Source organism: Streptomyces sp. NRRL F-5126 (assembly GCF_000721265.1).
Classification (GTDB): Bacteria; Actinomycetota; Actinomycetes; order Streptomycetales; family Streptomycetaceae; genus Streptomyces.
The window spans coordinates 253046-279009 of record NZ_JOFZ01000006.1; the positions used below are offsets into that span (position 1 = coordinate 253046).

28 protein-coding genes and 1 pseudogene are annotated in these 25964 nt (G+C 72.8%); 19 read left to right on the forward strand and 10 right to left on the reverse strand.

What is annotated here, in order from left to right; genetic code table 11:
• Positions 1-816: 816 nt before the first annotated feature.
• On the reverse strand, positions 817-1755 hold the full coding sequence (locus IH48_RS0113975; RefSeq protein ID WP_030903459.1) for a biotin--[acetyl-CoA-carboxylase] ligase: 939 nt from the start codon (positions 1753-1755) through the stop codon (positions 817-819).
• 98 nt (positions 1756-1853) lie between these two features.
• Between IH48_RS0113975 and IH48_RS0113980 the strand changes: the two genes are divergently transcribed.
• The 6 genes from IH48_RS0113980 (at position 1854) to IH48_RS0114005 (ending at position 5179) form a co-directional block, all read left to right on the forward strand.
• Positions 1854-3485: an acyl-CoA carboxylase subunit beta gene (locus IH48_RS0113980; protein ID WP_234434244.1), complete on the forward strand. Its 1632-nt coding sequence runs from the start codon at positions 1854-1856 to the stop codon at positions 3483-3485.
• Positions 3486-3521: 36 nt separating this feature from the next.
• Positions 3522-3728: an acyl-CoA carboxylase epsilon subunit gene (locus tag IH48_RS0113985; protein WP_030903463.1), complete on the forward strand. Its 207-nt coding sequence runs from the start codon at positions 3522-3524 to the stop codon at positions 3726-3728.
• 55 nt (positions 3729-3783) lie between these two features.
• On the forward strand, positions 3784-4053 hold the full coding sequence (locus tag IH48_RS0113990; protein ID WP_030903465.1) for a type II toxin-antitoxin system Phd/YefM family antitoxin: 270 nt from the start codon (positions 3784-3786) through the stop codon (positions 4051-4053).
• A complete protein-coding gene (locus IH48_RS0113995; protein WP_030903467.1) occupies positions 4046-4309 on the forward strand; it encodes a type II toxin-antitoxin system RelE family toxin in 264 nt (87 codons plus the stop codon). The genes IH48_RS0113990 and IH48_RS0113995 overlap by 8 nt, the downstream gene beginning before the upstream one ends.
• A 105-nt stretch (positions 4310-4414) precedes the next feature.
• Positions 4415-4543 carry a morphogenic membrane protein MmpB gene (mmpB, locus tag IH48_RS37380; protein ID WP_267885314.1) on the forward strand — a complete coding sequence of 43 codons (129 nt, stop codon included), beginning with the start codon at positions 4415-4417 and terminating at the stop codon, positions 4541-4543.
• 33 nt (positions 4544-4576) lie between these two features.
• A complete protein-coding gene (locus IH48_RS0114005; protein WP_030903468.1) occupies positions 4577-5179 on the forward strand; it encodes a Maf family protein in 603 nt (200 codons plus the stop codon).
• Here the strand turns inward: IH48_RS0114005 and IH48_RS0114010 are convergent.
• A complete protein-coding gene (locus IH48_RS0114010) occupies positions 5123-5671 on the reverse strand; it encodes a hypothetical protein (RefSeq protein WP_234434245.1) in 549 nt (182 codons plus the stop codon). The genes IH48_RS0114005 and IH48_RS0114010 overlap by 57 nt on opposite strands.
• Positions 5672-6044: 373 nt before the next feature.
• On the opposite strand from IH48_RS0114010, the gene IH48_RS0114015 reads away from it, so the two are divergent.
• Complete coding sequence (locus tag IH48_RS0114015; RefSeq protein ID WP_030903470.1) at positions 6045-7796, forward strand: biotin carboxylase N-terminal domain-containing protein; 1752 nt, start codon at positions 6045-6047, stop codon at positions 7794-7796.
• Positions 7797-7968: 172 nt separating this feature from the next.
• Complete coding sequence (locus tag IH48_RS0114020; protein ID WP_030903471.1) at positions 7969-8565, forward strand: TetR/AcrR family transcriptional regulator; 597 nt, start codon at positions 7969-7971, stop codon at positions 8563-8565.
• A gap of 206 nt (positions 8566-8771) precedes the next feature.
• Here IH48_RS0114020 and IH48_RS0114025 read toward each other — a convergent pair whose 3' ends face one another.
• From IH48_RS0114025 to IH48_RS33290, 4 genes and pseudogenes are all read right to left on the reverse strand, one after another.
• Positions 8772-9797, reverse strand: a complete 1026-nt coding sequence (locus IH48_RS0114025; RefSeq protein ID WP_078849709.1) for a DeoR/GlpR family DNA-binding transcription regulator — start codon at positions 9795-9797, stop codon at positions 8772-8774.
• A 142-nt stretch (positions 9798-9939) separates the two neighbouring features.
• Positions 9940-10332 (reverse strand): annotated as a pseudogene (locus IH48_RS0114030) (SDR family NAD(P)-dependent oxidoreductase); the annotation flags it as partial.
• A gap of 195 nt (positions 10333-10527) precedes the next feature.
• Positions 10528-11106, reverse strand: coding sequence for a DNA-binding protein (locus IH48_RS0114035; protein WP_030903475.1), 579 nt, complete (start codon positions 11104-11106; stop codon positions 10528-10530).
• Between the two features lie 302 nt (positions 11107-11408).
• Positions 11409-11609 carry a hypothetical protein gene (locus tag IH48_RS33290; protein WP_037841905.1) on the reverse strand — a complete coding sequence of 67 codons (201 nt, stop codon included), beginning with the start codon at positions 11607-11609 and terminating at the stop codon, positions 11409-11411.
• A 153-nt stretch (positions 11610-11762) separates the two neighbouring features.
• Here IH48_RS33290 and IH48_RS0114045 point away from each other — a divergent pair, with 153 nt between their 5' ends.
• Both IH48_RS0114045 and IH48_RS0114050 read left to right on the forward strand, forming a co-directional pair.
• Entirely contained in the window at positions 11763-13001 is a 1239-nt protein-coding gene (locus IH48_RS0114045; RefSeq protein WP_030903476.1) for a helix-turn-helix domain-containing protein, read from the forward strand.
• Positions 13002-13040: 39 nt separating this feature from the next.
• On the forward strand, positions 13041-13622 hold the full coding sequence (locus tag IH48_RS0114050) for an HD domain-containing protein (protein WP_030903477.1): 582 nt from the start codon (positions 13041-13043) through the stop codon (positions 13620-13622).
• 114 nt (positions 13623-13736) lie between these two features.
• Here the strand turns inward: IH48_RS0114050 and IH48_RS0114055 are convergent, their stop codons facing one another.
• On the reverse strand, positions 13737-15176 hold the full coding sequence (locus IH48_RS0114055) for an NAD(P)H-quinone dehydrogenase (RefSeq protein ID WP_030903478.1): 1440 nt from the start codon (positions 15174-15176) through the stop codon (positions 13737-13739).
• 388 nt (positions 15177-15564) lie between these two features.
• Here IH48_RS0114055 and IH48_RS0114060 point away from each other — a divergent pair, with 388 nt between their 5' ends.
• The 5 genes from IH48_RS0114060 (at position 15565) to IH48_RS0114080 (ending at position 19741) form a co-directional block, all read left to right on the forward strand.
• Positions 15565-16002 carry a gamma-glutamylcyclotransferase gene (locus IH48_RS0114060; RefSeq protein ID WP_030903479.1) on the forward strand — a complete coding sequence of 146 codons (438 nt, stop codon included), beginning with the start codon at positions 15565-15567 and terminating at the stop codon, positions 16000-16002.
• A 138-nt stretch (positions 16003-16140) separates the two neighbouring features.
• A complete protein-coding gene (locus tag IH48_RS0114065) occupies positions 16141-16974 on the forward strand; it encodes a purine-nucleoside phosphorylase (protein ID WP_030903480.1) in 834 nt (277 codons plus the stop codon).
• A 153-nt stretch (positions 16975-17127) separates the two neighbouring features.
• Positions 17128-18792 (forward strand): phospho-sugar mutase, encoded by a 1665-nt coding sequence (locus IH48_RS0114070; protein WP_030903482.1) that lies wholly within the window; start codon positions 17128-17130, stop codon positions 18790-18792.
• 63 nt (positions 18793-18855) lie between these two features.
• The gene (locus IH48_RS0114075) at positions 18856-19320 is read left to right on the forward strand and encodes a helix-turn-helix transcriptional regulator (RefSeq protein ID WP_030903484.1); all 465 of its coding nucleotides are present in this window, start codon (positions 18856-18858) and stop codon (positions 19318-19320) included.
• A 10-nt stretch (positions 19321-19330) separates the two neighbouring features.
• Positions 19331-19741 (forward strand): VOC family protein, encoded by a 411-nt coding sequence (locus IH48_RS0114080; protein WP_030903485.1) that lies wholly within the window; start codon positions 19331-19333, stop codon positions 19739-19741.
• 52 nt (positions 19742-19793) lie between these two features.
• Here IH48_RS0114080 and IH48_RS0114085 read toward each other — a convergent pair whose 3' ends face one another.
• A complete protein-coding gene (locus IH48_RS0114085; protein WP_078849711.1) occupies positions 19794-20471 on the reverse strand; it encodes a PH domain-containing protein in 678 nt (225 codons plus the stop codon).
• Between the two features lie 183 nt (positions 20472-20654).
• Here IH48_RS0114085 and deoC point away from each other — a divergent pair, with 183 nt between their 5' ends.
• The 3 genes from deoC to IH48_RS0114100 are packed head-to-tail and all read left to right on the forward strand — an operon-like array spanning position 20655 to position 24005.
• A complete protein-coding gene (deoC, locus tag IH48_RS0114090) occupies positions 20655-21608 on the forward strand; it encodes a deoxyribose-phosphate aldolase (protein WP_030903488.1) in 954 nt (317 codons plus the stop codon).
• Positions 21609-21613: 5 nt separating this feature from the next.
• Positions 21614-23080: an aldehyde dehydrogenase family protein gene (locus IH48_RS0114095; protein ID WP_030903489.1), complete on the forward strand. Its 1467-nt coding sequence runs from the start codon at positions 21614-21616 to the stop codon at positions 23078-23080.
• Complete coding sequence (locus IH48_RS0114100) at positions 23073-24005, forward strand: aldehyde dehydrogenase family protein (RefSeq protein WP_030903490.1); 933 nt, start codon at positions 23073-23075, stop codon at positions 24003-24005. Before IH48_RS0114095 ends, IH48_RS0114100 begins: the two co-directional genes overlap by 8 nt.
• A 68-nt stretch (positions 24006-24073) precedes the next feature.
• Here the strand turns inward: IH48_RS0114100 and IH48_RS0114105 are convergent, their stop codons facing one another.
• On the reverse strand, positions 24074-24469 hold the full coding sequence (locus IH48_RS0114105; RefSeq protein ID WP_030903491.1) for a hypothetical protein: 396 nt from the start codon (positions 24467-24469) through the stop codon (positions 24074-24076).
• A 132-nt stretch (positions 24470-24601) separates the two neighbouring features.
• Between IH48_RS0114105 and IH48_RS33295 the strand changes: the two genes are divergently transcribed.
• On the forward strand, positions 24602-25318 hold the full coding sequence (locus IH48_RS33295; RefSeq protein WP_234434246.1) for an ATP-binding protein: 717 nt from the start codon (positions 24602-24604) through the stop codon (positions 25316-25318).
• 114 nt (positions 25319-25432) lie between these two features.
• On the opposite strand, the gene IH48_RS0114115 is transcribed toward IH48_RS33295, so the two are convergent.
• On the reverse strand, positions 25433-25909 hold the full coding sequence (locus IH48_RS0114115) for a MerR family transcriptional regulator (protein WP_051839746.1): 477 nt from the start codon (positions 25907-25909) through the stop codon (positions 25433-25435).
• Positions 25910-25964: the final 55 nt, after the last annotated feature.

A 25964-nucleotide genomic window follows, 5' to 3' on the forward strand; every position in this document is an offset into this window, starting at 1 on the left:
TCCGCGCCGGACCCGTCCGTGTCGGACCCGTCCGCACCGGACCCGTTGGCGCCGGTCCGGTTCGCGTCGGACCCGTCCGCGCCGGACCGGTCTGCGCCGGGCCCGTCCGCGCCGGACCCGTCCGCACCGGACCCGTTGGCGCCGGTCCGGTTCGCGTCGGACCCGTCCGCACCGGACCGGTCTGCGCCGGACCCGTCCGTGCCGGGCCCGTCCGTGTCGGACCCGTCCGCACCGGACCCGTTGGCGCCGGTCCGGTTCGCGTCGGACCCGTCCGCGTCGGCCCGGTCTGCACCGGACCCGTCGGGGTCGGGCTCCCCGGCGCCGGGCTCCTCGGCATCGGACCCGGGGGCGTCTCCCGGGGCACCCTCGCCGTCCGACGGCGCGCCTGCGGGGTCGCCGTCCACGGACCCGCCGTACTCCGGTTCCTCGCCGGACGGCGGCGCGTCCTGCGGGGGCGGGGCCTGGTCGGCCGGCTGGTCAGCGGCAGTGGCGTCCGGCCGGGGCCGCGGGTCCTCCCCGCCGGAATTGGTGTCGTCGACGGTCACCAGCCGCCTCCTGCCCGTTCCCTGCGCACTGTCCTGCCGATCCCTGACCGATCTTCGTGAACTGCCTCAACGATACGGCAGGTGTGCCGTGGCTCACGCCCGCCCGCCCAGCTCAGGAGCGCGTGAGCCACCCATCCGTACCCGCCCGCACCACCGGCGGGCGCGACGCGCCGCGAACGCGCCGCATCCGCTCCGACGCGCCGGACCGTGCGACGGCGGGGCCGCCCGGCCGCACGGACGCCGGGCCGGAGTGCGGCCGGCGCCGTCCCGCTCAGCGGCCCCGCGCCGTACGGAGGTGCACGATGTCGCCCGCGGCCACCGGCTCCCGCGTGCCCGCGTCCGTCGCGACGACGAGACGCCCGTCCCCGTCGATCGCGACCGCCTCGCCCACCAGCTCGCGCTCCCCCGGCAGCTCGACGCGCACCGTGCGCCCGAGCGTCGCGCAGCCCGCGGCGTACGCCTCCTGCAGCCGTGACGCGGCCGGGTCGCCGCCCGCCGCGCGCCAGTCCCCGTACCACTGCTCGATGGAGCGCAGCACGGCACGCAGCAGGGTCTCGCGGTCCAGCGAGACCGCCCCGGCGAGCGCGAGCGACCCCGCCGTGGGGACGGGCAGTTCCGCGGCGCGCAGCGACACGTTGAGGCCGACGCCGACGACGACCGCGTCCTCGCCCGCGCGCTCCGCGAGGATGCCGCCGGCCTTGCGCTCCTCGCCGTCCACGGTCACCAGCAGGTCGTTGGGCCATTTGAGGGACGTGTCGACGCCGGCGGCGCGCGCCAGGCCCGTGGCGACGGCGACGCCGGCCAGCAGCGGCAGCCAGCCCCAGCACTCGACCGGCACGTCGCCGCCCGGCCTGAGCAGCACGGAGAAGAACAGGCCCGAGCGTGCGGGCGCCGTCCAGTCGCGGTCGAGCCGGCCGCGTCCCGCCGTCTGCTCCTCGGCGACCAGCACGGCGCCCTCGGCCGGCACCTCGTCCCCGGCACCCGGGCCGGCCTTCGCGTCCCCGGACACCCCGGCGCCTGACGCCCCGGCGCCTGACGCCCCGGTCGCGAGCGCCGCCAGGTCGGAGTTGGTCGATCCCGTCGCGTCGACCACGTCGAGCGAGGTCCACAGCCCGGCGGGTTTGATGAGCGCCCGGCGCAGCCCCTTGGCGTCCAGCGGCGGTCGGTCGAGGTCGGACCAGCGGTTCGCTGGGGTATTCGGCTCCGTCATGCAAGGCAGCCTATGTGTGTCAAACGCCGCACTGCCGAACGGTGGGGGCGCCGATACGCTACGGAAACCATGCTACGGATCAGTAGGAGCCCATGCCGATGACCGAGCCGACCGAGCCGGCAGTGCCGGAAACGAACACCGCGACGGGAGCGGGCGAGGGCCTGCACACCACCGCGGGCAAGATCGCCGATCTGCGGCGGCGGATCGAGGAGGCCACGCACGCGGGCACGTCGACCGCCGTGGAGAAGCAGCACGCCAAGGGGAAACTGACGGCACGTGAGCGGATCGGGCTGCTCCTCGACGAGGGGTCGTTCGTCGAGCTCGACGAGTTCGCCAGGCACAGGTCGACGAATTTCGGCATCGAGAAGAAACGTCCGTACGGGGACGGCGTGGTCACCGGCTACGGCACGGTCGACGGGCGTCCTGTCTGCGTCTACTCGCAGGACTTCACGGTATTCGGCGGCTCGCTCGGCGAGGTGTACGGCGAGAAGATCGTGAAGGTCATGGACTTCGCGACGAAGAACGGCTGCCCGGTCATCGGCATCAACGACGGCGGCGGCGCCCGGATCCAGGAGGGCGTGGTCGCGCTCGGCCTGTTCGCGGAGATCTTCCGGCGCAACGTGCACGCGTCGGGCGTGGTGCCGCAGATCAGCCTGATCGTCGGGCCGTGCGCGGGCGGCGCCGTGTACTCGCCCGCGATCACGGACTTCACGGTGATGGTCGACCAGACCTCGCACATGTTCATCACGGGTCCCGACGTCATCAAGACGGTGACGGGCGAGGATGTGGGGTTCGAGGAGCTGGGCGGCGCGCGTACGCACAACACGACGTCCGGCGTCGCGCACCACATGGCGGGCGACGAGAAGGACGCCATCGAGTACGTCAAGTCGCTGCTGTCCTACCTGCCGTCGAACAACCTCAGCGAGCCGCCGGCCTTCCCCGAGGAGGCGTCGCTCGACACGACGGACGAGGACCGCGAACTCGACGCGCTGATCCCGGACTCGGCGAACCAGCCCTACGACATGCACAGCGCGATCGAGCATGTGCTGGACGAGGGCGAGTTCCTGGAGACGCAGCCGATGTTCGCCCCGAACATCGTGACGGGCTTCGGCCGCATAGAGGGCTTCCCCGTCGGCGTCGTCGCCAACCAGCCGACGCAGCTGGCCGGTTGCCTCGACATCAACGCGAGCGAGAAGGCCGCGCGGTTCGTGCGCACCTGCGACTCGTTCAACATCCCGGTGCTGACCTTCGTCGACGTGCCGGGGTTCCTGCCCGGCGTCGACCAGGAGTACGGCGGCATCATCCGGCGCGGTGCGAAGCTGATCTTCGCCTACGCGGAGGCCACGGTGCCGCTGATCACCGTCATCACGCGCAAGGCGTTCGGCGGCGCGTACGACGTGATGGGCTCGAAGCACCTGGGCGCCGACCTCAACCTGGCGTGGCCGACGGCGCAGATCGCGGTGATGGGCGCGCAGGGCGCGGTCAACATCCTGCACCGCCGCGAGATCGCGGCGTCGGGCGACGCGACGGCCCAGGAGGCGCGGCGCGCGCAGCTGATCGAGGAGTACGAGGACACGCTGCTCAACCCGTACGTCGCGGCGGAGCGCGGCTACGTGGACGCGGTGGTCATGCCGTCGGACACGCGGGCACACGTGGTGAAGGGGCTGCGGCAGTTGCGCACGAAGCGGGAGTCGCTGCCGCCGAAGAAGCACGGGAACATCCCTCTGTAGGCACCTGTCGGCACCCGAAGGAAGGCGGCACTCTCCATGATCAAGGTGGTACGCGGCAACCCGACGCCGGAGGAGCTCGCGGCGGCCGTGGCGGTGGTCCAGGCGCGTGCGGCGGGAGCCGCCGGCGCCCCGGCCGTCCCGCGCCCGGCGCGCGCGGAGTGGTCCTCCCCGGCCAGGATCGCCCGCCCGCGCACGCCCAGGCCGGGCCCCCGCGCGTGGGCCCACACGTACTGGCCCGCCTGACCGGGCAGTCGGATGTGCCATGTGTACACATGGCACATCCGGTACACTGGGGCGCATGACGCAGCCGCTGCCCATGGAGAGCATCCGTGACGTCCGGGCCCACCTGGCCGAGGTCGTCGAGCGGGCCGACCGCGAGGACGTGCCCACGGTCATCACGCGCCGGGGCAAAGAGGTGGCCGCCGTGGTCTCCATCGACGTGCTCAAGAAGTACCAGCAGTGGGAAGAGCGCGAGATCAACCGCGTCATCGACGAGCGCATGGCGAGCCCGGCCGCCGGCGTCCCGATCGAGGACGTCATGAGGGAGACGCTGGCGCGAGGTGAGTGACTACCGCACGGTCTTCCGTCCCGAGGCGCGGGACGAACTCCGGAAGATCCCCCGGGACATAGCGCTGCGCACCCTGGCCAAACTGACCGAATGGGAGAGCGACCCGCTCGGTTTCAACACCACGGCTCTCGTGTCCCGGCCGGAACGGCGCAGGCTGCGGGTGGGCGATTGCCGGATCGTGTACACGATCGACAAGGGTGAGCTGGTCGTGTGGGTCGTGCACGTCGGGCACCGCTCGACCGTCCACGGCACCTGAGCCCGCGTTCCGGGCGGTGCCGGGCCGTACGGACCGACCGACCGACCGACCGTTGAGTATGCGTACTCAGGCGGCGGGACGCGTCGCGGACGCACCATCGGTTGCATGCTCTGGTCCGACCCCGACGACAAGCCCTCGCGGGAGTGGCGCGACGCTCAGTCCATGCTGCGCCGCGCCGGCGTCGTCATCGCCCTCGCGATGGTGCTCGCGATGCTCGTACTCGGGCTCCTCTGAGGGCACACGCGCGCGGCCGATACGCTCGGCCGCATGACACCGTCCCGCCGCCTCATCCTCGCCTCCCGCTCCCCCGCGCGCCTCGGCCTGCTCAGAGAGGCCGGGCTCGCGCCGGAGGTGATCGTCAGCGGCGTCGACGAGGACGCGCTCTCCGCGCCGACGCCGGGCGAGCTGGCGCTCGTGCTGGCCGAGGCGAAGGCCACCACCGTCGCGGCGCTCCCCGAGGCGGTCGGCGCGCTGGTCGTCGGCTGCGACTCCGTGCTCGACCTGGACGGCGAGGCGCTCGGCAAGCCCGCCGACGCCGAGGAGGCGACCGCGCGCTGGAAGGCGATGCGGGGGCGCACGGGCCACCTGCGTACGGGGCACTGCGTGATCGACACCGCGACCGGCGCACGCGCGGCGCGTACCGCGTCGACGGCCGTGCGGTTCGGCACGCCGACGGACGACGAGGTCGCCGCCTACGTCGCCTCGGGCGAACCACTGCATGTGGCGGGCGCGTTCACCCTGGACGGCCGCTCCGCGCCGTTCGTGGACGGCATCGACGGCGACCACTCCAACGTGATCGGGCTCTCGCTGCCCCTACTCCGCCGGCTTCTCCTTGAACTGGACGTGTCCCTCACCAGCCTCTGGGCGTGACGGGCCGGCCGGACCCGGCGCGCCTCGCCGGGCGTCCTGCCCGTACCCGAGGAGCACCCACACCAGCAGGCCGAGCACCACCATCATCACCGCGAAGACCGCCCATCCCAGCAGCCCCGTCGACACGGCCCCCAGCACCCCGTGCACGACCGCGCACGCGATGAGCAGGATCCGGCCCGCCCGGCCCGGCGCCCGGTCGCGCAGCGCTGTCCGCGCCAGCACCACCGCGCAGACCAGCAGGAACACGGCGGCCGCCCCGCATCCGACCCAGCCGCCCAGGGCTATCGCCGAGGGCTTGATGCCGGCCAGGGACATGTGCTGCCCGTGCACGACCGAGGACAGCAGCGCGGCGGTCGCGACCATCACCACCGCCTCGACGAGGGCCACCACCGCGGTCACGCCGGCCACCCAGACGAGAGGCCGGCGCCGTATGTGCCCGCCCTCACCCGCCTCGCCCGGCACGCCCGCCTCTCCTGCCACCGCTGCCTCCACGCGTCCTCCTCTGCCGTCCCGCCGCCTCCGGTTACCACCCGTACGGAGCGCTCCGGGCACGCTACTCACCGGTAAAGAGCGGGACAAGGGTTGCGCGGCAGAAGGCCCTGGCACGTCCTCCACTCAAGTCCTGCTATGGGATCCCTACAAAGAAACTCGATTCCGCGCTGGCTACCCGCACAGAGAGCTGAGCCACATCAGAACGCTACTGTGCGGAAGGGATTCCCGGCGTACCGTGGTGCCCACAAGGGATTTCGTTACCTCGGCGAACCTCGTAGCACGCTCCGTGCGGGCGAGCTCACCATTGGGGACAGGTCGCAAGACCATGTCGGCAGTCCCTGAATTCGGCTTGTTTTATTTGGAGGGAGCAATCGTGCGCAAGGTGCTGATCGCCAACCGTGGCGAGATCGCTGTCCGTGTGGCCCGTGCCTGCCGGGACGCCGGTATCGCGAGCGTGGCGGTTTACGCGGAGCCCGACCGGGACGCGCTTCATGTACGCGTGGCGGACGAGGCGTTCGCGCTGGGCGGTGACACCCCGGCGGCCAGCTACCTCGACATCGGCAAGATCATCCAGGCGTGCCGTGACTCCGGCGCCGACGCCGTCCACCCCGGCTACGGCTTCCTCTCGGAGAACGCCGAGTTCGCCCAGGCCGTCCTCGACGCCGAGCTCACCTGGATCGGCCCGCCGCCGCACGCCATCCGCGACCTCGGCGACAAGGTCTCCGCCCGGCACATCGCCCAGCGCGCGGGCGCCCCTCTGGTGGCCGGCACCCCCGACCCCGTCTCCGGCGCCGAGGAGGTCGTGGCCTTCGCCAAGGAGCACGGCCTGCCCATCGCCATCAAGGCGGCCTTCGGCGGCGGCGGCCGCGGCCTGAAGGTCGCCCGCACCCTCGAAGAGATCCCGGAGCTCTACGAGTCCGCCGTCCGCGAGGCCGTCGCCGCCTTCGGCCGCGGCGAGTGCTTCGTCGAGCGCTACCTCGACAAGCCCCGCCACGTCGAGACCCAGTGCCTCGCCGACCAGCACGGCAACGTGGTCGTCGTCTCCACCCGCGACTGCTCCCTGCAACGCCGCCACCAGAAGCTCGTCGAAGAGGCCCCCGCGCCGTTCCTGAACGACGACCAGAAGGCCGAGCTCTACCGCGCCTCCAAGGCCATCCTCAAGGAGTCCGGCTACGTGGGCGCCGGAACCGTCGAGTTCCTCGTCGGCGCCGACGGCACCATCTCCTTCCTGGAGGTCAACACCCGCCTCCAGGTCGAGCACCCGGTCACCGAGGAGGTCTCCGGCATCGACCTCGTGCGCGAGATGTTCCGCATCGCGGACGGCGAGGCCCTCGGCTACGACGACCCCGCCCCGCGCGGCCACTCCATCGAGTTCCGCATCAACGGCGAGGACCCCGGCCGCGGCTTCCTGCCTGCCCCCGGCACCGTCACCACCTTCGCCCCGCCCAGCGGCCCGGGCGTCCGCCTCGACGCCGGCGTCGAGTCCGGCTCGGTCATCGGCCCGGCCTGGGACTCCCTGCTCGCCAAGCTCATCGTCACCGGCGCCACCCGCACCCAGGCCCTCCAGCGCGCCTCACGCGCCCTGGAGGAGTTCACCGTCGAGGGCATGGCGACCGCGCTGACCTTCCACCGCGCCGTCGTGAAGGACCCCGCGTTCACCAGCGAGCCCTTCACCATCCACACGCGCTGGATCGAGACGGAGTTCGTCAACGACATCCCGCCCTTCACCGCCCCCACCGGCGGCGAGAGCGACGAGGAAGGCCGCGAGACGGTCGTCGTCGAGGTCGGCGGCAAGCGCCTCGAGGTCTCGCTGCCGTCGTCCCTCGGCATGAGCCTGGCACGTACCGGCCTCGCCGCCGGCGCCAAGCCCAAGCGGCGCGCCGCGAAGAAGGCGGCCTCGGCCGTCTCGGGCGACACCCTCGCCTCTCCCATGCAGGGCACCATCGTCAAGGTGGCCGTCGAAGAGGGCCAGGAGGTCAAGGAGGGCGAACTCGTCGTCGTCCTCGAAGCGATGAAGATGGAGCAGCCGCTCAACGCGCACCGCTCCGGCACCGTCAAGAACCTCAACGCCACCATCGGCGCCTCCCTCACCTCCGGCGCGGCGATCTGCGAGATCAAGGACTGAGGACGTGCTGAGCTGAGCCAGGGCGCCGGGTGCCGGGGACGTTCGCTTCCCCGGCACCCGGCGCGGTCCGCGCCGCCGGATGGCATGCTGTGTGCCACACCGACCACGCGCCCACCCGGCCACGCGCCGCAGCGCGCGAGGGGGTAGCGGCGGCACGGAAAGGACGGCGGAGATGGCGAGGACACCGGCCACGGCTCCACCGCGCAGGGCCATGCGCGCGGACGCGCGCCGCAACTACGCGCGCCTCCTCACCGAGGCGCGCGCGGGCTTCGCCGAACACGGCACCGACACCTCGCTCGAGGACATCGCCCGCCGTGCCGGCGTCGGCATCGGCACCCTGTACCGCCACTTCCCCACGCGCCAGGCCCTGATGAGCGCCGTCTTCCAGGACGCGCTGACCGCGCTCGTCGACCACGCGCGCGAGCTGGACGCGGCCCAGCAGCCCTGCCGTGCGCTGGTGGAGTGGCTGCGGGCGTTCGTCACGTACGCGGGCGAGTACCGCGGCCTGTCGCGCGCGCTGATGTCCGCGCCCTGCGACGACACCACGGCGCTCGGCCAGTGCAACGTGCCGCTGCGCACGGCGGGCGAGGCGCTGCTCAGCCGCGCCCAGGGGGCGGGGGCCGTACGGGACGACGTGTCGATCGACGACCTGCTCCAGCTGACGAACGCGATCGCGCTGGCGTCCGAGCAGACGCCCGAGGATCCCGAACTGGCGGACCGGCTCCTCACGCTGACCCTGCAAGGCCTGGCGCCGAGGCCGGCGGCCTGACGCGCGTGGGCGGGGCGCGCTCGCGTCGCGCGCCCGTCGCGCGGGGCCGCCGGCGCTTGGACCACGCGGGCGCCGCCACCGAGCTTCCGGCCGCACGGCTGCACGGCTGCACGCACCGGACGCGGCGAGGCCCCGCGCAGGGGGCGAATCCGGCCGCGCATGCCGGACGCGCGCCGGCCGGCCGGCCACGCGCCGGGGCCCGTCCCCTACCTGCGCCGCATCTCCGCCACGCGCGCCCGTTCCCGCTCCCGTTCGGCCGGCTCCCCGAGCTGCGGCGGGGCCTGCGACGGCGCGGGCGCGCTCCGCAGGTGCCCGGACCCGTGGGTGCGCCGCTGCGCGGGCAGCGGCGCCTGGCCGCGCGGTTGCTCGCCGCCGCCCTCGCCCGCCTCGTCGGACGCGGGCCCGGCCCCGGGGCCACCGCCCGCACCGGCACCGGCGCTCGATCCCGCAGCGGCCCCCGCGACGGAGATCTGCACGCCCTGGTCGGCCAGCGCCTGGAGCTCCATCGCCGCCCGCTCGTCGTGGGCGGGGGGTTCGTCCGTCACCAGCCGGGTGATCAACTCCGTCGGCACGGTCTGGAACATGGTGTCCGTGGCCAGCTTCGTGTGGTCGGCGAGCACCACCACCTCGCCCGCCGCGCGTACCAGCGCCCGATCGACGCTCGCCGAGAGCATGTTGGACGTGGACAGGCCACGCTCGGCCGTGAGGCCCGTGCCCGAGATGAACGCGCGGCTGACGCGCAGCCCTTGCAGCGACTGCTCCGCGCCGCTGCCCACCAGCGCGTAGTTGGATCCGCGCAGGGTCCCGCCCGTCATCACCACCTCGACACGGTTCGCGTGCGCCAGCGCCTGCGCCACCAGGAGGGAGTTGGTGACCACGGTCAGTCCGGGCACCCGGGCCAGCCTGCGGGCCAGCTCCTGCGTCGTCGTGCCCGCGCCGACGACGACCGCCTCGCCCTCCCCCACCAGCGTGGCGGCGAGATCCGCGATGGCCGTCTTCTCGGCCGACGCGAGATGCGACTTCTGCGGGAAGCCGGACTCCCGCGTTAACCCCCCGGGCAGCACCGCACCGCCGTGCCGGCGGTCGAGCAACCCCTCGGCCTCCAGCGCCCGCACGTCACGGCGTACGGTCACTTCCGAGGTCTGGACGACGCGGGCGAGCTCACGGAGCGACACGGCCCCGTTGGCGCGCACCATTTCGAGGATCAACTGGCGACGTTCTGCAGCGAACACGAAACTGACAGTAACGCCAATGACCGTCTGCTTTCAGCAGTTTGCACCCAATTAACGAAGTTGTACGTACGACGTTCTGGTGGATGGTATAGGCGTTGTCGCTGTTGCTCAGCCGTCGGGCAGGATCACCGCACGGCAGAGGTCAGAGCGCGGTGTAGGCGCCGTCGACGAGGTGGTAGCTGCCGGCCACGAACGAGGCGCGGTCGGACAGCAGGAACGCGACCAGCTCGGCGACCTCTTCGGGACGGCCGAGACGCCCGGCCGGGTGCAGGCCGACGAGGCCGTCGTACGCGGCCTGGTCCATGTCCTTCAGCAGCGGGGTCTCGATGAAGCCGGGGCCGACCGCGTTGACGCGGATGTTCCTGGCCGCGTACTCGGCGGCGGCGGTCTTGGTCAGGCCGACCACGCCGTGCTTGGCGGCCACGTAGGCGGCGGAGCCGGCGAAGCCGACCGAGCCGAGGATGGAGGCGACGTTGACGATGGCGCCGCCGTTGCCGGTGGCCTCGATGGCGGGCAATTCGTAGCGCGTGGATGCTGCGCCGAGGGGCCGCGACCGGGCGAGTCGCGGGCAGAACGAGACGTCAGGGCACGGCCGGACGATCAGCGCGCCGATGCGCCCGGCTCGCGCTTCCATGACAGGGGCATCGGCCGAGCGGAAGCCGGCGCATGTGAGCAGGCGATGTCGTGCGGTACGGGCACGGGGAGGCTCCTTGGCTCGCGCGGTGCACGTTCAGGGGGCGGGTACGCCCCGGGACCACAGCTCCTCCGCGTGCTCCGCGAAGCGGCTGAACATCCCGGCGTCACCGACTCGGCGCAGATGCAGGAGCGGGCTGTCGTGGCCGACGAGACGCGCCAGGTGAGGTGTGACGAGGGCGTCGTCGTCGAAGCGGAAGACGCTGAGGCTGACGTGGTTGACAGCGTCCTCGGCGGCACTGAATCGCGTCTCCAGCCCTTCGAGCGGGCCGAGGTGGGCCAGGTTCTCCAGCGTGATCTTGATGCGGGTACTCACGGTGAGCGCGACATCCTCGATCACCTCGCGCTGCCGGGTGACCTCGCCGTCCGGGTCTCCGAGCAGGAAGCGGACCCGGCATCCGGACTCGGCCTTGCGGCGCAGCGTCTCGGTGAAGTTCGGCAGTTGCGTGAAGAAGAAGTAGTTCGTGTACCCGGCGAGGAACAGGTCGCCGGTAGTGCGGGCGATCAGCTCCCTCCACACCTGGGAGGGGCAGGCGCTGCGGTAGGGATACGAGTGCACGATCTCACGGTCGTTGCCGGTCTTCACCCGGTCGGTCACGGCGCGGGGCCACAGCATTTCTTCATCGACTCCCAACGCCCGGCAGGCGTCTTCGCGGTTCCTGGCATGCGGCACGAGTTCGGCGTTCGCCGATGGTTTCCAAGGTAGCGGCGCAACACGTCAACTGTCCCTGCCCACAGCCAGAGAGGGACGTGACCGAGACGCCGGCGGCTCGTCGGCGGAAGACTGCAGCGTCAGCGGGTGCGCTGGACTAGCCGAGCTCGGCGGGTGCTTCCAGATGGCGGTGACGCCGTGCAGTTCGCAGTAGGCGCCCAGCTCGTCCTCGACAGGGAAGTCGTGGCCGCCCTTGAAGCACTGGGTCATGGCCTTTCCGCCCACTCGGCGCAGCCCGGGCAAGCACGGGGGAAGACCCGCACCCCGTCCACGTCACGGCGCGCGCCGAGGTCGACGGCGCTTCCGGTCGGCACCGGCATGCCACAGCGCGCGCATGCGCCGCCGCGCCGCCGCTCGTCGGTCAACTCGGGGATCTCGACCAGTGGCTGATCCGCAGCCTGCGCCATGGCGGTGCTCCTTCGTGTTCGCGGTGTCGTTCCGCCCCGGAGCGTGCGCCTTGGTCGCGGCGGGGCATCTGTCACTCATCGAACCGCAACCGTCACGGCAGGTGAGTAGCCTGGGAGGGGGCCCGGAGGGGGCCAGAAGGACGGGAGGGGCTGATGTACGAGCGGCGCGCCCGGTTCGGGGCGTATCTCCGGCGGCTCCGCAGGCGGCGGGGCACGTCGCAGCGTGGCCTCGCCGAGCGCCTGTCCGTGGTGTCCGGTACGCGAACCGTCACCCGCAACGATGTGTCCCGGTGGGAGCGTGGCGCCCGCATCCCCGACGCTTGGCTACCTGTGCTGGCGCATTCGCTGGGTGTGCCGTTGGCCGAGTTGGAACAGGCCGCCGCGTATGCCCGGGGAGATACGGACACAGCCCCATCCGGTACCACGGCCACACTGGCTGAGCTGCTGCCGGACGGCGATCCCCTCGCGGTATCCCCCGCTGCCGACGGACGTCACGTCGGCAGCGAAGAGGTAGCGGCTCTGGCCGCCCGGGTCCACGGCCTGCGTCTCGCCGACGACGTCGTCACGGGCGGCGACCTGATCGCCCCCGCTTTCCGCGAATTGCGACGTGCCGTGCGGTTCTACCGTCATTCCACCTTCAGCGAGGAGACCAGCCGGGCGCTGCTCGTGCAGATCGGCGAACTCGCCCAGATCGCTGGGTGGATCGCCTCGGACGCCGGGCGCCACGAGGACGCCGAGTGGGCCTACAGCCTCGGCATCTCGGCCGCGCGGCAGGCCGGCAACGGGCCACTGACGGCGCACCTGGCGGGCTCCCTCGCCTACCAGCACAGCAACACCGGCCGTGAGCGCGAAGGCGTGGACCTCGCGCTGGCCGCGCTGGAGGAGGCAGGCCCTGGCGCGTCGCCTGAGGCGCGGGCCCTGTTCCTCGACCGGGTCGCGTGGGCGCACGCCAAGGCAGGCGAACCCCGGCTCGCCCTGTCCGCGTTGGCGCGGGCGCACGAGGCCCTCGGCGCAGACGGCCCGGAGGCACCCCTGTGGGCGTACTGGGTCAGTGCGGCGGAGTTCGACATCATGGACGCCCGCGTCTTTACCGAGCTGCGTCGGCCGCTCCGGGCCGTGCCGCTGCTGACGGATGTGCTGGGCCAGTACGACTCCACGCACACCCGCGAACTGGCGCTGTACGGATCATGGCGCGCCGTGGCGCTCATCGACGCGAACGAGCCGGAACAGGCGGCCGATCAGGCAAGGCATGACATCGAGATGTCCGCCGATCTGACGAGCGAGCGTACGGCCTCTCGTGTTCGCGTCGTGCTGTCGCGGCTGCGCGAGCACGGGGACGTCCCCGAGGTCCGCGAGGTGCTGGACGCGCACGGCCGGCTCCTGCTCGCCTGAACGCACGATCCGCCTCGCCGAGGCGTGAGAGGGGACGTCATGGCCGAAGGCCTGACCGCAGTGGCCCGCTTCCTGTTCGAAGCCGGCACGCTCAAGCAGTCCCGCCGTACCGGCTGGTGGATGGCCGGTGTGCGCGACCCGGAGAGCGTGGCGGAGCACTCGTGGCGGAGCGCCCTGCTGGCGTCGATCATCGCCAAGCTCGAAGGCGCCGACCCCAACCGCGCCGCGTTCCTGGCCACGTGGCACGACACCCAGGAGACGAGGCTCGGAGACGTCAACCACCTCGGCAAGAAGTACTCCTCGACCGCCGACCCCCGGTCGGTGACCGCCGACCAGACCGAGGGCATGCCCGCCGCCCTGGCCCAGGCGGTGCGTGACCTGGTCGACGAGTACGAGGACCGGGAGACGCCAGAGGCGATCTGCGCGCGCGACGCGGACAAGCTGGAATGCCTGCTCCAGGGCGTCGAGTACAAGGCCCAGGGTTACACGAATGTGCAGCGGTGGATCGACAACAGCCGGGGACGGCTGACGACGAAGTCGGCCTGCCTGCTGGCCGATGAGCTGCTCAGGCAGGACTCGCTGGACTGGCTGCGGGACATCCTCGGCGAGCAGCGCCCTTGAACAGGGCGGAAGCGCCTCGCCGCCGCACGCGACCGGACGAGCCGGCGCGACGCGGCGGGCGCTGCCCGGGGCGAGGTAAGCAGGCGCGGCGGGCGCGACGCGCCCGACGGCGCGTCAGAGCTCCTCGGCGGCCTTCCGCGCATGCAACTGCCGTGCCACCTCCGCGATCGAGCCCGAGAGCGACGGGTAGACCGTGAACGTGTTCGCGATCTGCTCCACCGTCAGGTTGTTGTCCACGGCGATCGAGATCGGGTGGATCAGCTCGCTCGCGCGCGGCGCGACGACGACGCCGCCGACCACGATCTCCGTGCCGGGGCGCGCGAAGATCTTCACGAAGCCGTCCCTGATGCCCTGCATCTTGGCCCGCGGGTTGCGCAGCAGGGGCAGCTTGACGACGCGCGCGTCGATCCTGCCGTTGTCGATGTCCGCCTGGCTGTAGCCGACGGTCGCGATCTCCGGGTCGGTGAACACGTTCGACGACACCGACTTGAGGTTGAGCGGCGCCACCGAGTCGCCGAGGAAGTGGTACATCGCGATGCGGCCCTGCATCGCCGCGACGGACGCGAGCGCGAAGACGCCCGTCACGTCGCCCGCCGCGTACACGCCGGGCGCGGACGTGCGCGAGACGCGGTCGGTCTTGATGTGGCCCGACTCCTTGAGCACGACGCCGGCCTCTTCGAGGCCCATGCCGGCCGTGTTCGGGATCGAGCCGACGGCCATCAGGCAGTGCGTGCCGGAGATGACGCGGCCGTCGGCGAGGGTGACCTCGACGCGGTCGCCGACCCGCTTCGCGGCCGCCGCGCGCGAGCGCGACATCACGTTCATGCCGCGGCGGCGGAAGACGTCCTCCAGCACGGCCGCCGCGTCCGGGTCCTCGCCGGGCAGCACGCGGTCGCGCGAGGAGACGAGCGTGACGCGCGAGCCCAGCGCCTGGTACGCGCCGGCGAACTCGGCGCCGGTGACGCCCGAGCCGACCACGATGAGTTCCTCGGGGAGCTCGTCGAGGTCGTAGACCTGCGTCCAGTTGAGGATCCGCTCGCCGTCCGGCTGCGCGTCGGGGATCTCGCGCGGGTGACCGCCCGTGGCGATCAGCACGGCGTCCGCGGTGAGGACCTCCTCCTCCCCGTCGGCGAGCCGGACGACGACCTTGCGCGAGCCGTCGAGCGCCTGGCCCCCTTCGAGCCTGCCGCGGCCGCGCAGGACGCGTGCGCCGGCGCGCGTCACCGAGGCGGCGATGTCGTGGGACTGCGCGAGCGCGAGCCGCTTGACCCTGCGGTTGACCTTCCCGAGGTCCACACCGACGACCCGCGCGGCCTGCTCGATCGGCGGGGTGTCGTCGGCGACGATGATGCCGAGCTCCTCGTAGGAGGAGTCGAAGGACGTCATCACCTCGGCCGTGGCGATGAGGGTCTTCGACGGGACGCAGTCGGTCAGCACCGAGGCGCCGCCGAGCCCGTCGCAGTCGGCGACGGTCACCTCCGCGCCGAGCTGGGCGGCCGCCAGGGCCGCCTCGTAGCCGCCGGGTCCGCCACCGATGATCACGATCCGGGTCACGAAAAATCAGCCTCGCGTCGTCTGCCCGGCCGCCTGCGCCCCGGCCGGGGTCCTTGGATGCGCCCGGGAGAGGAGGACGCCCGGGGCGCGCTGGAATACGTGTCTCATTGTCCCGCACGCGACGGGTGCCCCGGCCCGGGGCCCGCGCGGGTCGGCGTGGCGGCCCGGAGGGGCGCCGCCGCACGGCCGTACGGTGCGCCCGGGGCGATCCCAACGGTGCGCGCGAGACGCTTCGTACGGTGACGCGCGACACCGCCGTACGCCACCGTCCACACGTGCGTACGGGCGCCGCGCGCGGGCCCGCACGGGCGGGGCCGGCCCGTGCGTGACGCTCCGCGGATCGGCCCGCGCGCCCCGCCCCCGCCGCACCTCCCGTACCCTCGACCCCATGTCGCTCTACGCCGCGTACGCCGGCAACCTCGATGCGCGGCTGATGTCCCGCCGCGCCCCGCACTCCCCGCTGCGCGGCACGGGGTGGCTCAACGGGTGGCGGCTCACGTTCGGCGGCGAGCAGATGGGCTGGGAAGGCGCGCTCGCGACGATCGTCGAGGCACCCAGGGAGCAGGTCTTCGTGACCCTCTACGACATCGCGCCGATGGACGAGGACTCGATGGACCGCTGGGAGGGCGTCGGGCTCGACATCTACCGGCGCATGCGGGTGCGCGTCGACACGCTCGACGGCGCGGAGCCGTCCTGGCTCTACGTGCTGAACGGGTACGAGGGCGGCCTGCCCTCCGCCCGCTACCTGGGCGAGATCGCGGACGCGGCGGAGTCGGCGGGCGCGCCGCACGACTACGTGATGGAGCTGCGCAAGCGCCCTTGCTGACGTAGGCCGTGGACGGGTCCACGAAACGCGAACGCGCAAACCTCGTCACGCGCTCGTCGGAAACGACAACGCAACGATCACAACACCGTACGCCTGTTCATCTACGCGCGTAGGGCCGGAGCGGCTAGGCTCCCCCGTGTGAACGCATCTGCTACTCAGGCCACCGCCGACGGGCCCCTCGACCCCTATGCCGCAGCGGACCGTGCCGCCGCGCGGCTGAGCGAGCTGTCCGGGGCCGACAGCCACGACCTCCTCCTCGTACTCGGCTCCGGCTGGGCGCCCGCCGTCGAGGCGCTCGGCGCACCCGAGGCGGAGTTCCCGATGGCCGACCTGCCCGGCTTCCCGCCACCCGTCGTCGAGGGCCAGGTGGGCACCGTCCGCTCGTACGTGGTCGGCGGCGGCAAGCGCGCGCTGGTCCTCCTCGGCCGCACGCACCACTACGAGGGCCACGGCGTGAGCGCCGTGGTGCACGGCGTGCGCACGGCTGTCGCCGCGGGCTGCAAGACGGTCGTCCTGACCAACGGCTGCGGCGGTCTGCGCGAGGGCATGCGCCCGGGACAGCCGGTGCTGATCAGCGATCACATCAACCTCACGGGCGTCTCCCCCGTCATCGGCGCACGCTTCGTCGACCTGACGGACCTGTACTCGCCTCGGCTGCGCGCCCTGTGCAAGGAGATCGACCCGGCGCTCGAAGAGGGCGTGTACGCGATGTTCCCCGGGCCGCACTACGAGACGCCCGCCGAGATCGCCATGGTCCGGGTCATGGGCGGCGACCTCGTCGGCATGTCCACGGTGCTCGAAGCCATCGCCGCGCGCGAGGCGGGCGCAGAGGTGCTGGGCATCTCGCTGGTGACGAACCTCGCGGCGGGCCTCAGCGGCCAGCCCCTCAACCACGAGGAGGTCATCCAGGCGGGCCGCGACTCGGCCAAGCAGATGGGCGCCCTCCTGGCGCGCGTGCTCGACCGCGTCTGAGGCCGTTCCGACGCGATCCCGACGCGATCCCGACGCGAAAACACCCGCGCACGCGCGCGTGCCGTGCGCGTCGGGGCCGTGGGCGCCGGCGCACCGTGGGCGCCGCGCCGCGGAGCTCGTACCGTAGTTGATTTCCCGCAGGGAGGACCCATCGTGCAGCAGGACTCCACCACGGCCTCGACCACCGCACGCGCCGAGGCGTGGCTGGCCGAGGACCCGGACGGCGACACACGCGCCGAGTTGCGCGCGCTGATCGACTCCGGCGACGCGGACGCGCTCGCCGAGCGCTTCTCGGGGATGCTCCAGTTCGGCACGGCGGGCCTGCGCGGCGCCCTCGGCGCGGGGCCGATGCGGATGAACCGCGCCGTCGTCATCCGCGCCGCCGCCGGTCTCGCCGCGTATCTGAGGGAGCAGGGCGACGGCGGCGGGCTCGTCGTCGTGGGCTACGACGCGCGCTACAAGTCCGCGGAGTTCGCGCGGGACACGGCGGCGGTCATGACGGGCGCGGGGCTGCGCGCCGCGCTGCTGCCGGGACCGCTGCCGACTCCGGTGCTCGCCTTCGCGGTGCAGCACATGGGGGCGGTCGCGGGCGTCCAGGTGACGGCCAGCCACAACCCGCCGCAGGACAACGGCTACAAGGTCTACCTCGGCGGCGGCTCCCAGATCGTCCCGCCCGCGGACGGCGAGATCGCCGCGCACATCGAGGCGGTCGGCGCGCTGTCCGGCGTGGCGCGCCCCGACGCGGGGTGGGAGGTCCTGGACGGCACCGTCCTCGACTCCTACCTCGCACGCACGCGCGCGGTGCTGACGGAGGGCTCCCCGCGCACGGCGCGCGTCGTGCACACGGCGCTGCACGGCGTGGGCACCCGCACCTTGCTCGCCGCCTTCGCCGGGGCCGGCTTTCCCGCGCCGGTGACGGTCGCGGAACAGGCCGAGCCCGACCCGGCGTTCCCGACGGTCGCGTTCCCGAACCCGGAGGAGCCGGGCGCGATGGACCTGTCGTTCCGCACCGCGCGCGAGGCGCGGCCCGACGTGGTCATCGCGAACGACCCGGACGCGGACCGCTGCGCGGTCGCCGTGCCCGACCCGTCGGCCGCCGCCGGGTGGCGGACGCTCAAGGGCGACGAGCTGGGCGCGCTCCTCGCCGCTCACCTGGTGCGCAAGGGCGCGAAGGGCACGTTCGCCGAGTCGATCGTGTCGTCGTCGCTGCTGCGCCGCATCGCCGCGGCGGCGGGCGTCCCGTACGAGGAGACCCTGACGGGGTTCAAGTGGATCGCCCGCGTCCCGGGCCTGCGCTACGGGTACGAGGAGGCGATCGGGTACTGCGTCGACCCGGAGGGCGTGCGCGACAAGGACGGGATCACGGCTGCGCTGCTGGTGGCGGAGCTTGTCTCCGAGCTGAAGGAGCACGGCAGGACCCTCCAGGACGAGCTCGACGACCTGGCGCTCGCCCACGGCCTGCACGCCACCGACCAGCTCTCCGCGCGCGTGGACGACCTGTCCCTGATCGCGGCCGCGATGCGCCGCCTGCGCGAGCAGCCGCCGACGGCGCTCGCGGGACTGCGCGTGGCGCGCGCCGAGGACCTGGCGTCGGGGCCGAACGGCCTGCCGCCCACCGACGGCCTGCGCTACACGCTGTCCGGGCAGCACGAGGCCCGGGTCATCGTCCGCCCCAGCGGCACGGAACCGAAGATCAAGTGCTACCTGGAGGTGGTGGTCCCGGTCCCGGCGGCCGCGGACCTCCCGGGCGCCAAGGCCACGGCACACGAGGTGCTCGAAGCCCTCAAGGCGGACGTGGCACGCGCCGCGGGCCTGTGACGGGCGCGCTGCCGTTTCCGCAGGTGGGGCTGGTTGTCAGTGCCCGGTGCTAGCGTCGTTTGCATGACACCGGAGGAGCTCGCCGGCCTCGTGCACCTGCGCCGGGCGCGTGACTTGATCGACCGCGAGTACGCGCGCCCGCTCGACGTGCCCGCGATGGCGCGCTACGCGCTCATGTCGCCTGCGCACTTCTCGCGGCAGTTCCGTGCCGCCTACGGCGAAACGCCGTACAGCTACCTCATGACGCGCCGGATAGAGCGCGCGATGGCGCTGCTGCGCGGCGGCATGAGCGTGACCGACGCGTGCATGGCCGTCGGCTGCACCTCGCTCGGCTCGTTCAGCGCGCGCTTCACCGAGGTCGTGGGCGAGACGCCGAGCGCCTACCGCGGGCGTGAGCACCCGGCCGCGGCGGCGATGCCCGCGTGCGAGGCGAAGGTGCGCACGCGCCCGACGAGGACGGGGCGGGCAGCGCGGACGGCGGCCGCACCGAGCAGGATCGAAGAAGCGCGCCCGGCCGCCGCTGCCTAACGTTGACGGCATGACCATCGCACTCCAGTACTGCCACGTCACCGTCAACGACCTGGACGAATCGCTCGCCTTCTACCGCGACGCGCTCGGCCTCGAAACCCGCAACGACGTCGGTTCCGAGGGGGCCCGCTGGGTCACCCTCGGCAGCCCGACGCAGCCGGGCCTCGAGATCGTCCTCTCTCAGCCGCACGCCGGCCGCTCGCAGGCCGACGGCGACGCCCTCCAGGAGCTGCTCACCAAGGGCGTCCTGCCCATGACCGTCTTCAGCACGGACGACCTCGACGCGACGTTCGAGCGGGTGCGGGCGTCCGGCGCCGAGGTGCTGCAAGAGCCCATCGACCAGCCCTGGGGCCCGCGGGACTGCGCGTTCCGGGACCCCTCGGGCACCATGGTCCGCATCCAGCAGGCGGCCAAGGCGTAACGCCGCCGTTCGGGTCCGGACGGCGGCCGGCCCCGGCGTCAGCGCAGCGCGATCAGCCCAGCGCGATCAGCACGATGAGCAGGATCGCCCCGGCGAGCGCCGGGGCGATCACCTCGTACGCCCAGCGCACCACCGGCGCACCGGCGGACCCGTCCTGCGCGCCCGCCGCCGCACGGTCCGCCAGCTCGCGCATCTCGACGATCGCCTGGTCCGCCTGGGCCAGCTTGGGGTCGGCCGCCGAGGACGAGAAGCTCATCGCCGCCTGCCTCGCGCCCGACGAGGCGGGGGCGGACCGCTCCATGCGGGCCATCCTGCGGTCGGCGCGCTTGCGCTGGCGGAGGCTGACGGGCACGGCCCACATCTGGTACTTCGTGCCGTCGTGTGTGAACAGCTCCGTGCTGAAGCGCGCCCTGATGTGCTTCATCGCACCCCATGGCACGGAGATCGTGCGGAACGGGTTCCTGATCCTCACCTGGTCCCTGCCCGCGAAGACCGCCGGCCTGACCGTGTACGCGACCAGCAGCGGCACGACGAACAGCAGTGCGGCGAGCGACAGCCACGGCGCCCGGCCGTGCGCCGTGAACAGCGCGTCGATGCCGAGCCAGAGGACGAGCGCCAGCACGAGCACGCCGCCGGCGATGCCGCCGCCCGACCGGTAGACCCGGTCGGCGTACACGGACTCCCCGGCCGTGGAGCCGGCCTCGGACGGTTGCTGTTCGGAACGTGCCATACCTACGATTCTGCCGCACGTGCGCGCGAACGGACGACGGCGGTTCTCGGTCGTTATCGATCGGTCCGCCCGCCCGTTACCTCCTCATGCGGCCGGCCGGGCGGGTCGGCTCCCGGATCGCGCCGCATCCGGGTCTCGGCCTGTACATACCGCTACGCGCGTAGATATGCTGCCCTGGTGACCATGTCCACCAGCACCCCGTCCCCGCTCGCCGGCGTCGCCTCGTCGGACAGCGCGCTGCGGCGCTTCCTGCACGGGCTCCCCGGCGTCGACGCCGTGGGCCTCGAAGCCCGCGCCGCCGCGCTCGGCACGCGGTCGATCAAGACGACCGCCAAGGCCCACGCCATCGACCTGGCGATCTCGATGATCGACCTGACCACCCTGGAGGGCGCCGACACCCCCGGCAAGGTCAGGTCGCTCGGCGCGAAGGCCCTGCGCCCCGACCCGTCCGACCGCTCCGCGCCCACGACGGCCGCCGTCTGCGTCTACCCCGACATGGCCGCGACGGCCAGGGCCGCGCTCGGCGACGCCGACGTGAAGGTGGCCTCCGTCGCCACCGCGTTCCCGGCCGGACGTGCCGCGCTCGACGTCAAGCTCGCCGACGTGCGCTCCGCGGTCGCGGCGGGCGCCGACGAGATCGACATGGTCATCGACCGCGGCGCCTTCCTCGCCGGGCACTACCTCGACGTGTACGAGGAGATCCGCGCGGTGCGCGCCGAGTGCACGGGGCACGTGCGGCTGAAGGTCATCTTCGAGACGGGCGAGCTCTCGACGTACGACAACATCCGCCGCGCGTCCTGGCTCGGGATGCTCGCGGGCGCGGACTTCATCAAGACCTCCACCGGCAAGGTCGCCACGAACGCCACCCCCGCCAACACCCTCCTCATGCTGGAGGCCGTGCGCGACTTCCGCGCGCAGACGGGCACGCAGGTGGGCGTGAAGCCGGCGGGCGGCATCCGCACGTCGAAGGACGCCATCAAGTACCTCGTCCTGGTGAACGAGACGGCCGGGCCCGACTGGCTGACGTCCCACTGGTTCCGCTTCGGCGCGTCGTCGCTCCTCAACGACCTGCTGATGCAGCGCCAGAAGCTGCGCACCGGGCGCTACTCCGGTCCCGACTACGTGACGGTGGACTGATACCGATGGCATCACCGAATACAGCACCTGTTCACGCGGGTTCGCCGTTCGCCTACGCGCCGGCACCCGAGTCGCGCTCCGTCGTCGACATCGCGCCCGCCTACGGCCTCTTCGTCGACGGCGAGTTCACCGAGGCCGCCGGCGGCAAGGTCTTCAAGACCGTCGCCCCGGCCACCGAGGAGGTGCTCTCCGAGGTCGCGCAGGCGGGCGAGGAGGACGTCGAGCGCGCGGTGCGCGCGGCGCGCAAGGCGTTCGAGAAGTGGTCGGCGCTGCCCGGCAGGGCCCGGGCGAAGTACCTCTTCCGCATCGCGCGGATCATCCAGGAGCGCTCGCGTGAGCTGGCCGTCCTGGAGACGCTGGACAACGGCAAACCCATCAAGGAGACGCGGGACTTCGACGTCCCGCAGGCCGCCGCGCACTTCTTCTACCACGCGGGCTGGGCCGACAAGCTGGCCCACGCCGGGCTCGGCCCCGACCCGCGCCCGCTGGGCGTGGCCGCGCAGGTCATCCCGTGGAACTTCCCGCTGCTGATGCTGGCCTGGAAGATCGCGCCCGCGCTGGCCACCGGCAACACCGTCGTGCTCAAGCCCGCCGAGACGACCCCGCTGTCCGCGCTGTTCTTCGCGGACGTGTGCCGCCAGGCCGGTCTGCCGAAGGGCGTCGTCAACATCCTGACGGGCGACGGCTCGACGGGCGCGGCGCTCGTGTCGCATCCGGACGTCGACAAGGTCGCGTTCACCGGCTCGACCGAGGTCGGCAAGGCCATCGCGCGGCAGGTGGCGGGCACGGGCAAGAAGGTCACGCTCGAACTCGGCGGCAAGGGCGCGAACATCGTCTTCGACGACGCCCCGATCGACCAGGCCGTCGAGGGCATCGTGACCGGCATCTTCTTCAACCAGGGCCAGGTGTGCTGCGCCGGCTCGCGCCTCCTCGTGCAGGAGTCGGTCGCGGACGAGCTGATCGACGCGCTCAAGCGCAGGCTCACCACCCTGCGCCTGGGCGACCCGCTGGACAAGAACACCGACATCGGTGCGATCAACTCCGCGCAGCAGCTCGCGAAGATCCGCGAGCTGACGGGGATCGGCGAGGCCGAGGGCGCGGAGCGCTGGTCGCCGGAGTGCGAGCTGCCGTCGTCCGGCTACTGGTTCGCGCCGACGCTGTTCACGGGCGTGGCGCAGGCCCACACCGTCGCGCAGGAGGAGATCTTCGGCCCCGTGCTGTCGGTCCTGACGTTCCGCACGCCGGACGAGGCGGTGGCGAAGGCCAACAACACGCCCTACGGGCTGTCCGCGGGCGTCTGGACGGAGAAGGGTTCGCGGATCCTCGCGGTCGCGGACCGGCTCCGTGCGGGCGTCGTCTGGGCGAACACGTTCAACAAGTTCGACCCGACGTCGCCGTTCGGCGGCTACAAGGAGTCGGGTTACGGCCGCGAGGGCGGCCGCCACGGCCTGGAGGCGTACCTCGATGTCTGACAGCGACGGCAGGGGCCGGCTGACGGTCCTCAAGACCTACAAGCTGTATGTGGGGGGCAAGTTCCCCCGCAGCGAGAGCGGCCGGGTGTACGAAGTGACGGATGCCAGGAGCCGGTGGCTCGCCAACGCCCCCCGCTCGTCCCGCAAGGACGCGCGCGACGCGGTCGTCGCGGCGCGCAAGGCGTTCGGCGGCTGGTCGGGCGCCACGGCGTACAACCGCGGCCAGGTGCTGTACCGGATCGCGGAGATGCTGGAGGGCCGCGCCGACCAGTTCGTCCGCGAGGTCGCCGACGCGGAAGGCCTCTCGCGGGCCAAGGCGGCGGCCGTCGTGGAGGCGTCGATCGACCGCTGGGTCTGGTACGCGGGCTGGACGGACAAGATCGCCCAGGTGGTGGGCGGCGCGAACCCGGTGGCGGGTCCTTACTTCAACCTCTCGTCCCCGGAACCAACGGGCGTGGTCGCGGTCCTGGCCCCGCAGCAGTCGTCGCTGCTCGGGCTCGTGTCGGTGGTGGCACCCGTCGTCGCGACGGGCAACACGGCCGTGGTGGTCGCGAGCGAGACGCGCCCGCTGCCGGCCCTGTCGCTGTCCGAGGTCCTGGCCACGTCCGACGTGCCCGGCGGGGTGGTCAACGTCCTGTCCGGGCGCACCGCGGAGATCGCGGCACCGCTCGCCGCGCACCAGGACGTCAACGGCATCGACCTGACGGGCGCGGGCGGCGACGCGGCGCTGGCGAAGGAGCTCGAGGTCGCGGCGGCGGACAACCTCAAGCGGGTGCTGCGCCCGTCGGCCCGTACGGGCACGGGTGCCGCGCCGGCCGACGACTGGACGCAGGACCCGGGGACGCGCCGGATGACGGCGTTCCTGGAGACGAAGACGGTCTGGCACCCGACGGGCGCGCTGGGCGTGTCGGGCTCGTCGTACTGACGCGGCACCCCGACGGGGCGGGCGGCGGGGCGGGCGCCCTGTCCCGCCGCCCGCCCCCGCTACCGCTCTCAGCCGCCGAGCAGCCCGATGGCCTGCCCCGTCACGGGCAGCGTGGAGAGCGCGCCGCCCTGCGTGATCGGGTCCGTGAGCGCCTTCGTGGAGACCGGCTTGAAGTCGGCGACCTGCGTGCCGAGTCCGTTGTCGAGCGGGTCGACTCCCGTGTTGGCCAGCGGGTCGAGCTGGAGGTCGGTGACGGCCCCGGTGGCGCCCGACGTGGCGTTGGTGACCGCGCCGGTCAGCGCCTGCGTCGTCGCCGTCGCCGCCTGCTGTGCTCCCGCGCTCCCCTGGTCGGCCGCCTGGGCGGCGGCCGCACTCAGGCCCAGCGCGGCGCCGGCGGCGGTGACGGTCAGCCCCGCGCGCAGCAGCGCGTGACGGGTGGGCGTGGGTGCTGCGTGGCGTGCCATGAAAGCTTCCATTCAGACGCGTAATCGGATCGCCACGAACAGTAATTGACTCGTGGCCACCGTGCCCAGCACTCCCCCGTACGAGGTCCCGGTGGGTCCCCTGTGCGGGTGCATGGGTCAAACTGGTGTCTCGTGACGCATACGCCCCGCCGCCCGACGCCCGTCCTGCTGCTGTCAGGCCCCTCCGGTTCCGGCAAGTCGTCCCTCGCGGTGCGCACGGGGCTGCCGGTGCTGCGCCTCGACGACTTCTACAAGGAGTGCGACGACCCGACGCTGCCGCTGGTGGCGGGCAGCACGGACGTCGACTGGGACGCGCCGGGCTCGTGGGACGCGGCGGCGGCGGTCGCGGCGATCGTCGAACTGCACGACACGGGCCGCACGGACGTGCCCGTGTACGACATCCCGACGAGCTCACGCACGGGCACGGTGGAGCTGGACCTGGGGTCGGCGCCGGTCTTCGTGGCGGAGGGCGTCTTCGCCGCCGAGATCGTGGCGCGCTGCCGCGAACTGGGCGTGCTGGCAGACGCGTTGTGCCTGCGCGGACGCCCGTCGACGACGTTCCGCCGCAGGCTGCTGCGCGACCTGCGCGAGGGCCGCAAGTCGGTCGCGTTCCTGCTGCGGCGCGGCTGGCGCCTGATGCGCGCGGAACGCGGCATCGTGGCCCGCCAGGTCTCCCTCGGCGCCCACGCGTGCGCGAAGCGCGAGGCGCTGGCCCGCGTGGACGCGGCGCTCGCGGCGGCCACGCTCGCACGCGCCCACCGCGAGGCGCCCGTACCGGCGCCTGCGCCCGCCCCGGAAACACCCGTCACCCCGGCCCCGGGTCCTGCCCCGGCCCGCCAGGCCCCCTGACCGCGCAGCTGCCCGCTCCGTGGCGGCAGAACGCTTCAGTCGACACACAGGATGCTGATGGGTGGCGTGGACGACCCGTACCCGCGCCGGCTCGTCAGCCGCGCCACGCACACTTCACCTCCGGGCGTCGCGGGCCTCGCGGAGGCGTTGCTCCTGCGGTTGCCAGACGGTTTCCTCGAAGTACGGGCACTCGTACGGGAAGTGGTCCCTGGGGCAGATCAGCAGGTGGTCGAGGGTGTCGCGGGCGGCGCTCATCCGCTCGATCTGCTCGGCCAGGGCCGCACGGCGCTCGGTGACGACGTGCCTCCACCGGCCGGGCTCCGTGCTGTTGTCGAGCAGTGCGGCGATCTGGTCCAGACTCATCAGCCCCGACCGCTGCCAGAAGGTGATGACGGCGAGCCGGTGGAGCGCGGCCGGGGTGTACCAGCGGCGGCCGCCTCGCTGGGTCGCTGGTTCGAGGAGCCCGCGCCGTTCGTAGTAGCGCAGCGCGGATGCCCGGATTCCGAAGGCGCGGGCCGCTTCGTCGATGGGTACGGGCCCGTCGGCGTCAGCCGCGTCCCCGCCGGTGCTTTGCGCATCGCGTCGGCCCATGATGCCGCCTTGCCTCCACTTGCGTTGAAGTCAGGTTCAACCTTCACGATAGCGT

Excerpts from the sequence above, each read along its gene's own strand:
- IH48_RS0114005 (WP_030903468.1), top strand. The coding sequence starts at position 4,577 with ATGACACCGTCCCGCCGCCTCATCCTCGCCTCCCGCTCCCCCGCGCGC.
- IH48_RS0114085 (WP_078849711.1), bottom strand. The coding sequence starts at position 20,471 with ATGGCACGTTCCGAACAGCAACCGTCCGAGGCCGGCTCCACGGCCGGG.
- IH48_RS0113985 (WP_030903463.1), top strand. The coding sequence starts at position 3,522 with ATGATCAAGGTGGTACGCGGCAACCCGACGCCGGAGGAGCTCGCGGCG.
- IH48_RS0114060 (WP_030903479.1), top strand. The coding sequence starts at position 15,565 with ATGTCGCTCTACGCCGCGTACGCCGGCAACCTCGATGCGCGGCTGATG.
- IH48_RS0114035 (WP_030903475.1), bottom strand. The coding sequence starts at position 11,106 with ATGCTGTGGCCCCGCGCCGTGACCGACCGGGTGAAGACCGGCAACGAC.
- IH48_RS0114115 (WP_051839746.1), bottom strand. The coding sequence starts at position 25,909 with ATGGGCCGACGCGATGCGCAAAGCACCGGCGGGGACGCGGCTGACGCC.
- IH48_RS33290 (WP_037841905.1), bottom strand. The coding sequence starts at position 11,609 with ATGGCGCAGGCTGCGGATCAGCCACTGGTCGAGATCCCCGAGTTGACC.
- IH48_RS0114075 (WP_030903484.1), top strand. The coding sequence starts at position 18,856 with ATGACACCGGAGGAGCTCGCCGGCCTCGTGCACCTGCGCCGGGCGCGT.
- IH48_RS0114095 (WP_030903489.1), top strand. The coding sequence starts at position 21,614 with ATGGCATCACCGAATACAGCACCTGTTCACGCGGGTTCGCCGTTCGCC.
- IH48_RS0113980 (WP_234434244.1), top strand. The coding sequence starts at position 1,854 with ATGACCGAGCCGACCGAGCCGGCAGTGCCGGAAACGAACACCGCGACG.
- IH48_RS0114105 (WP_030903491.1), bottom strand. The coding sequence starts at position 24,469 with ATGGCACGCCACGCAGCACCCACGCCCACCCGTCACGCGCTGCTGCGC.
- IH48_RS0114045 (WP_030903476.1), top strand. The coding sequence starts at position 11,763 with ATGTACGAGCGGCGCGCCCGGTTCGGGGCGTATCTCCGGCGGCTCCGC.
- IH48_RS0113990 (WP_030903465.1), top strand. The coding sequence starts at position 3,784 with ATGACGCAGCCGCTGCCCATGGAGAGCATCCGTGACGTCCGGGCCCAC.
- IH48_RS0114100 (WP_030903490.1), top strand. The coding sequence starts at position 23,073 with ATGTCTGACAGCGACGGCAGGGGCCGGCTGACGGTCCTCAAGACCTAC.
- IH48_RS0114080 (WP_030903485.1), top strand. The coding sequence starts at position 19,331 with ATGACCATCGCACTCCAGTACTGCCACGTCACCGTCAACGACCTGGAC.
- mmpB (WP_267885314.1), top strand. The coding sequence starts at position 4,415 with ATGCTCTGGTCCGACCCCGACGACAAGCCCTCGCGGGAGTGGCGCGAC.
- IH48_RS0114020 (WP_030903471.1), top strand. The coding sequence starts at position 7,969 with ATGGCGAGGACACCGGCCACGGCTCCACCGCGCAGGGCCATGCGCGCG.
- deoC (WP_030903488.1), top strand. The coding sequence starts at position 20,655 with ATGTCCACCAGCACCCCGTCCCCGCTCGCCGGCGTCGCCTCGTCGGAC.
- IH48_RS0113975 (WP_030903459.1), bottom strand. The coding sequence starts at position 1,755 with ATGACGGAGCCGAATACCCCAGCGAACCGCTGGTCCGACCTCGACCGA.
- IH48_RS0114050 (WP_030903477.1), top strand. The coding sequence starts at position 13,041 with ATGGCCGAAGGCCTGACCGCAGTGGCCCGCTTCCTGTTCGAAGCCGGC.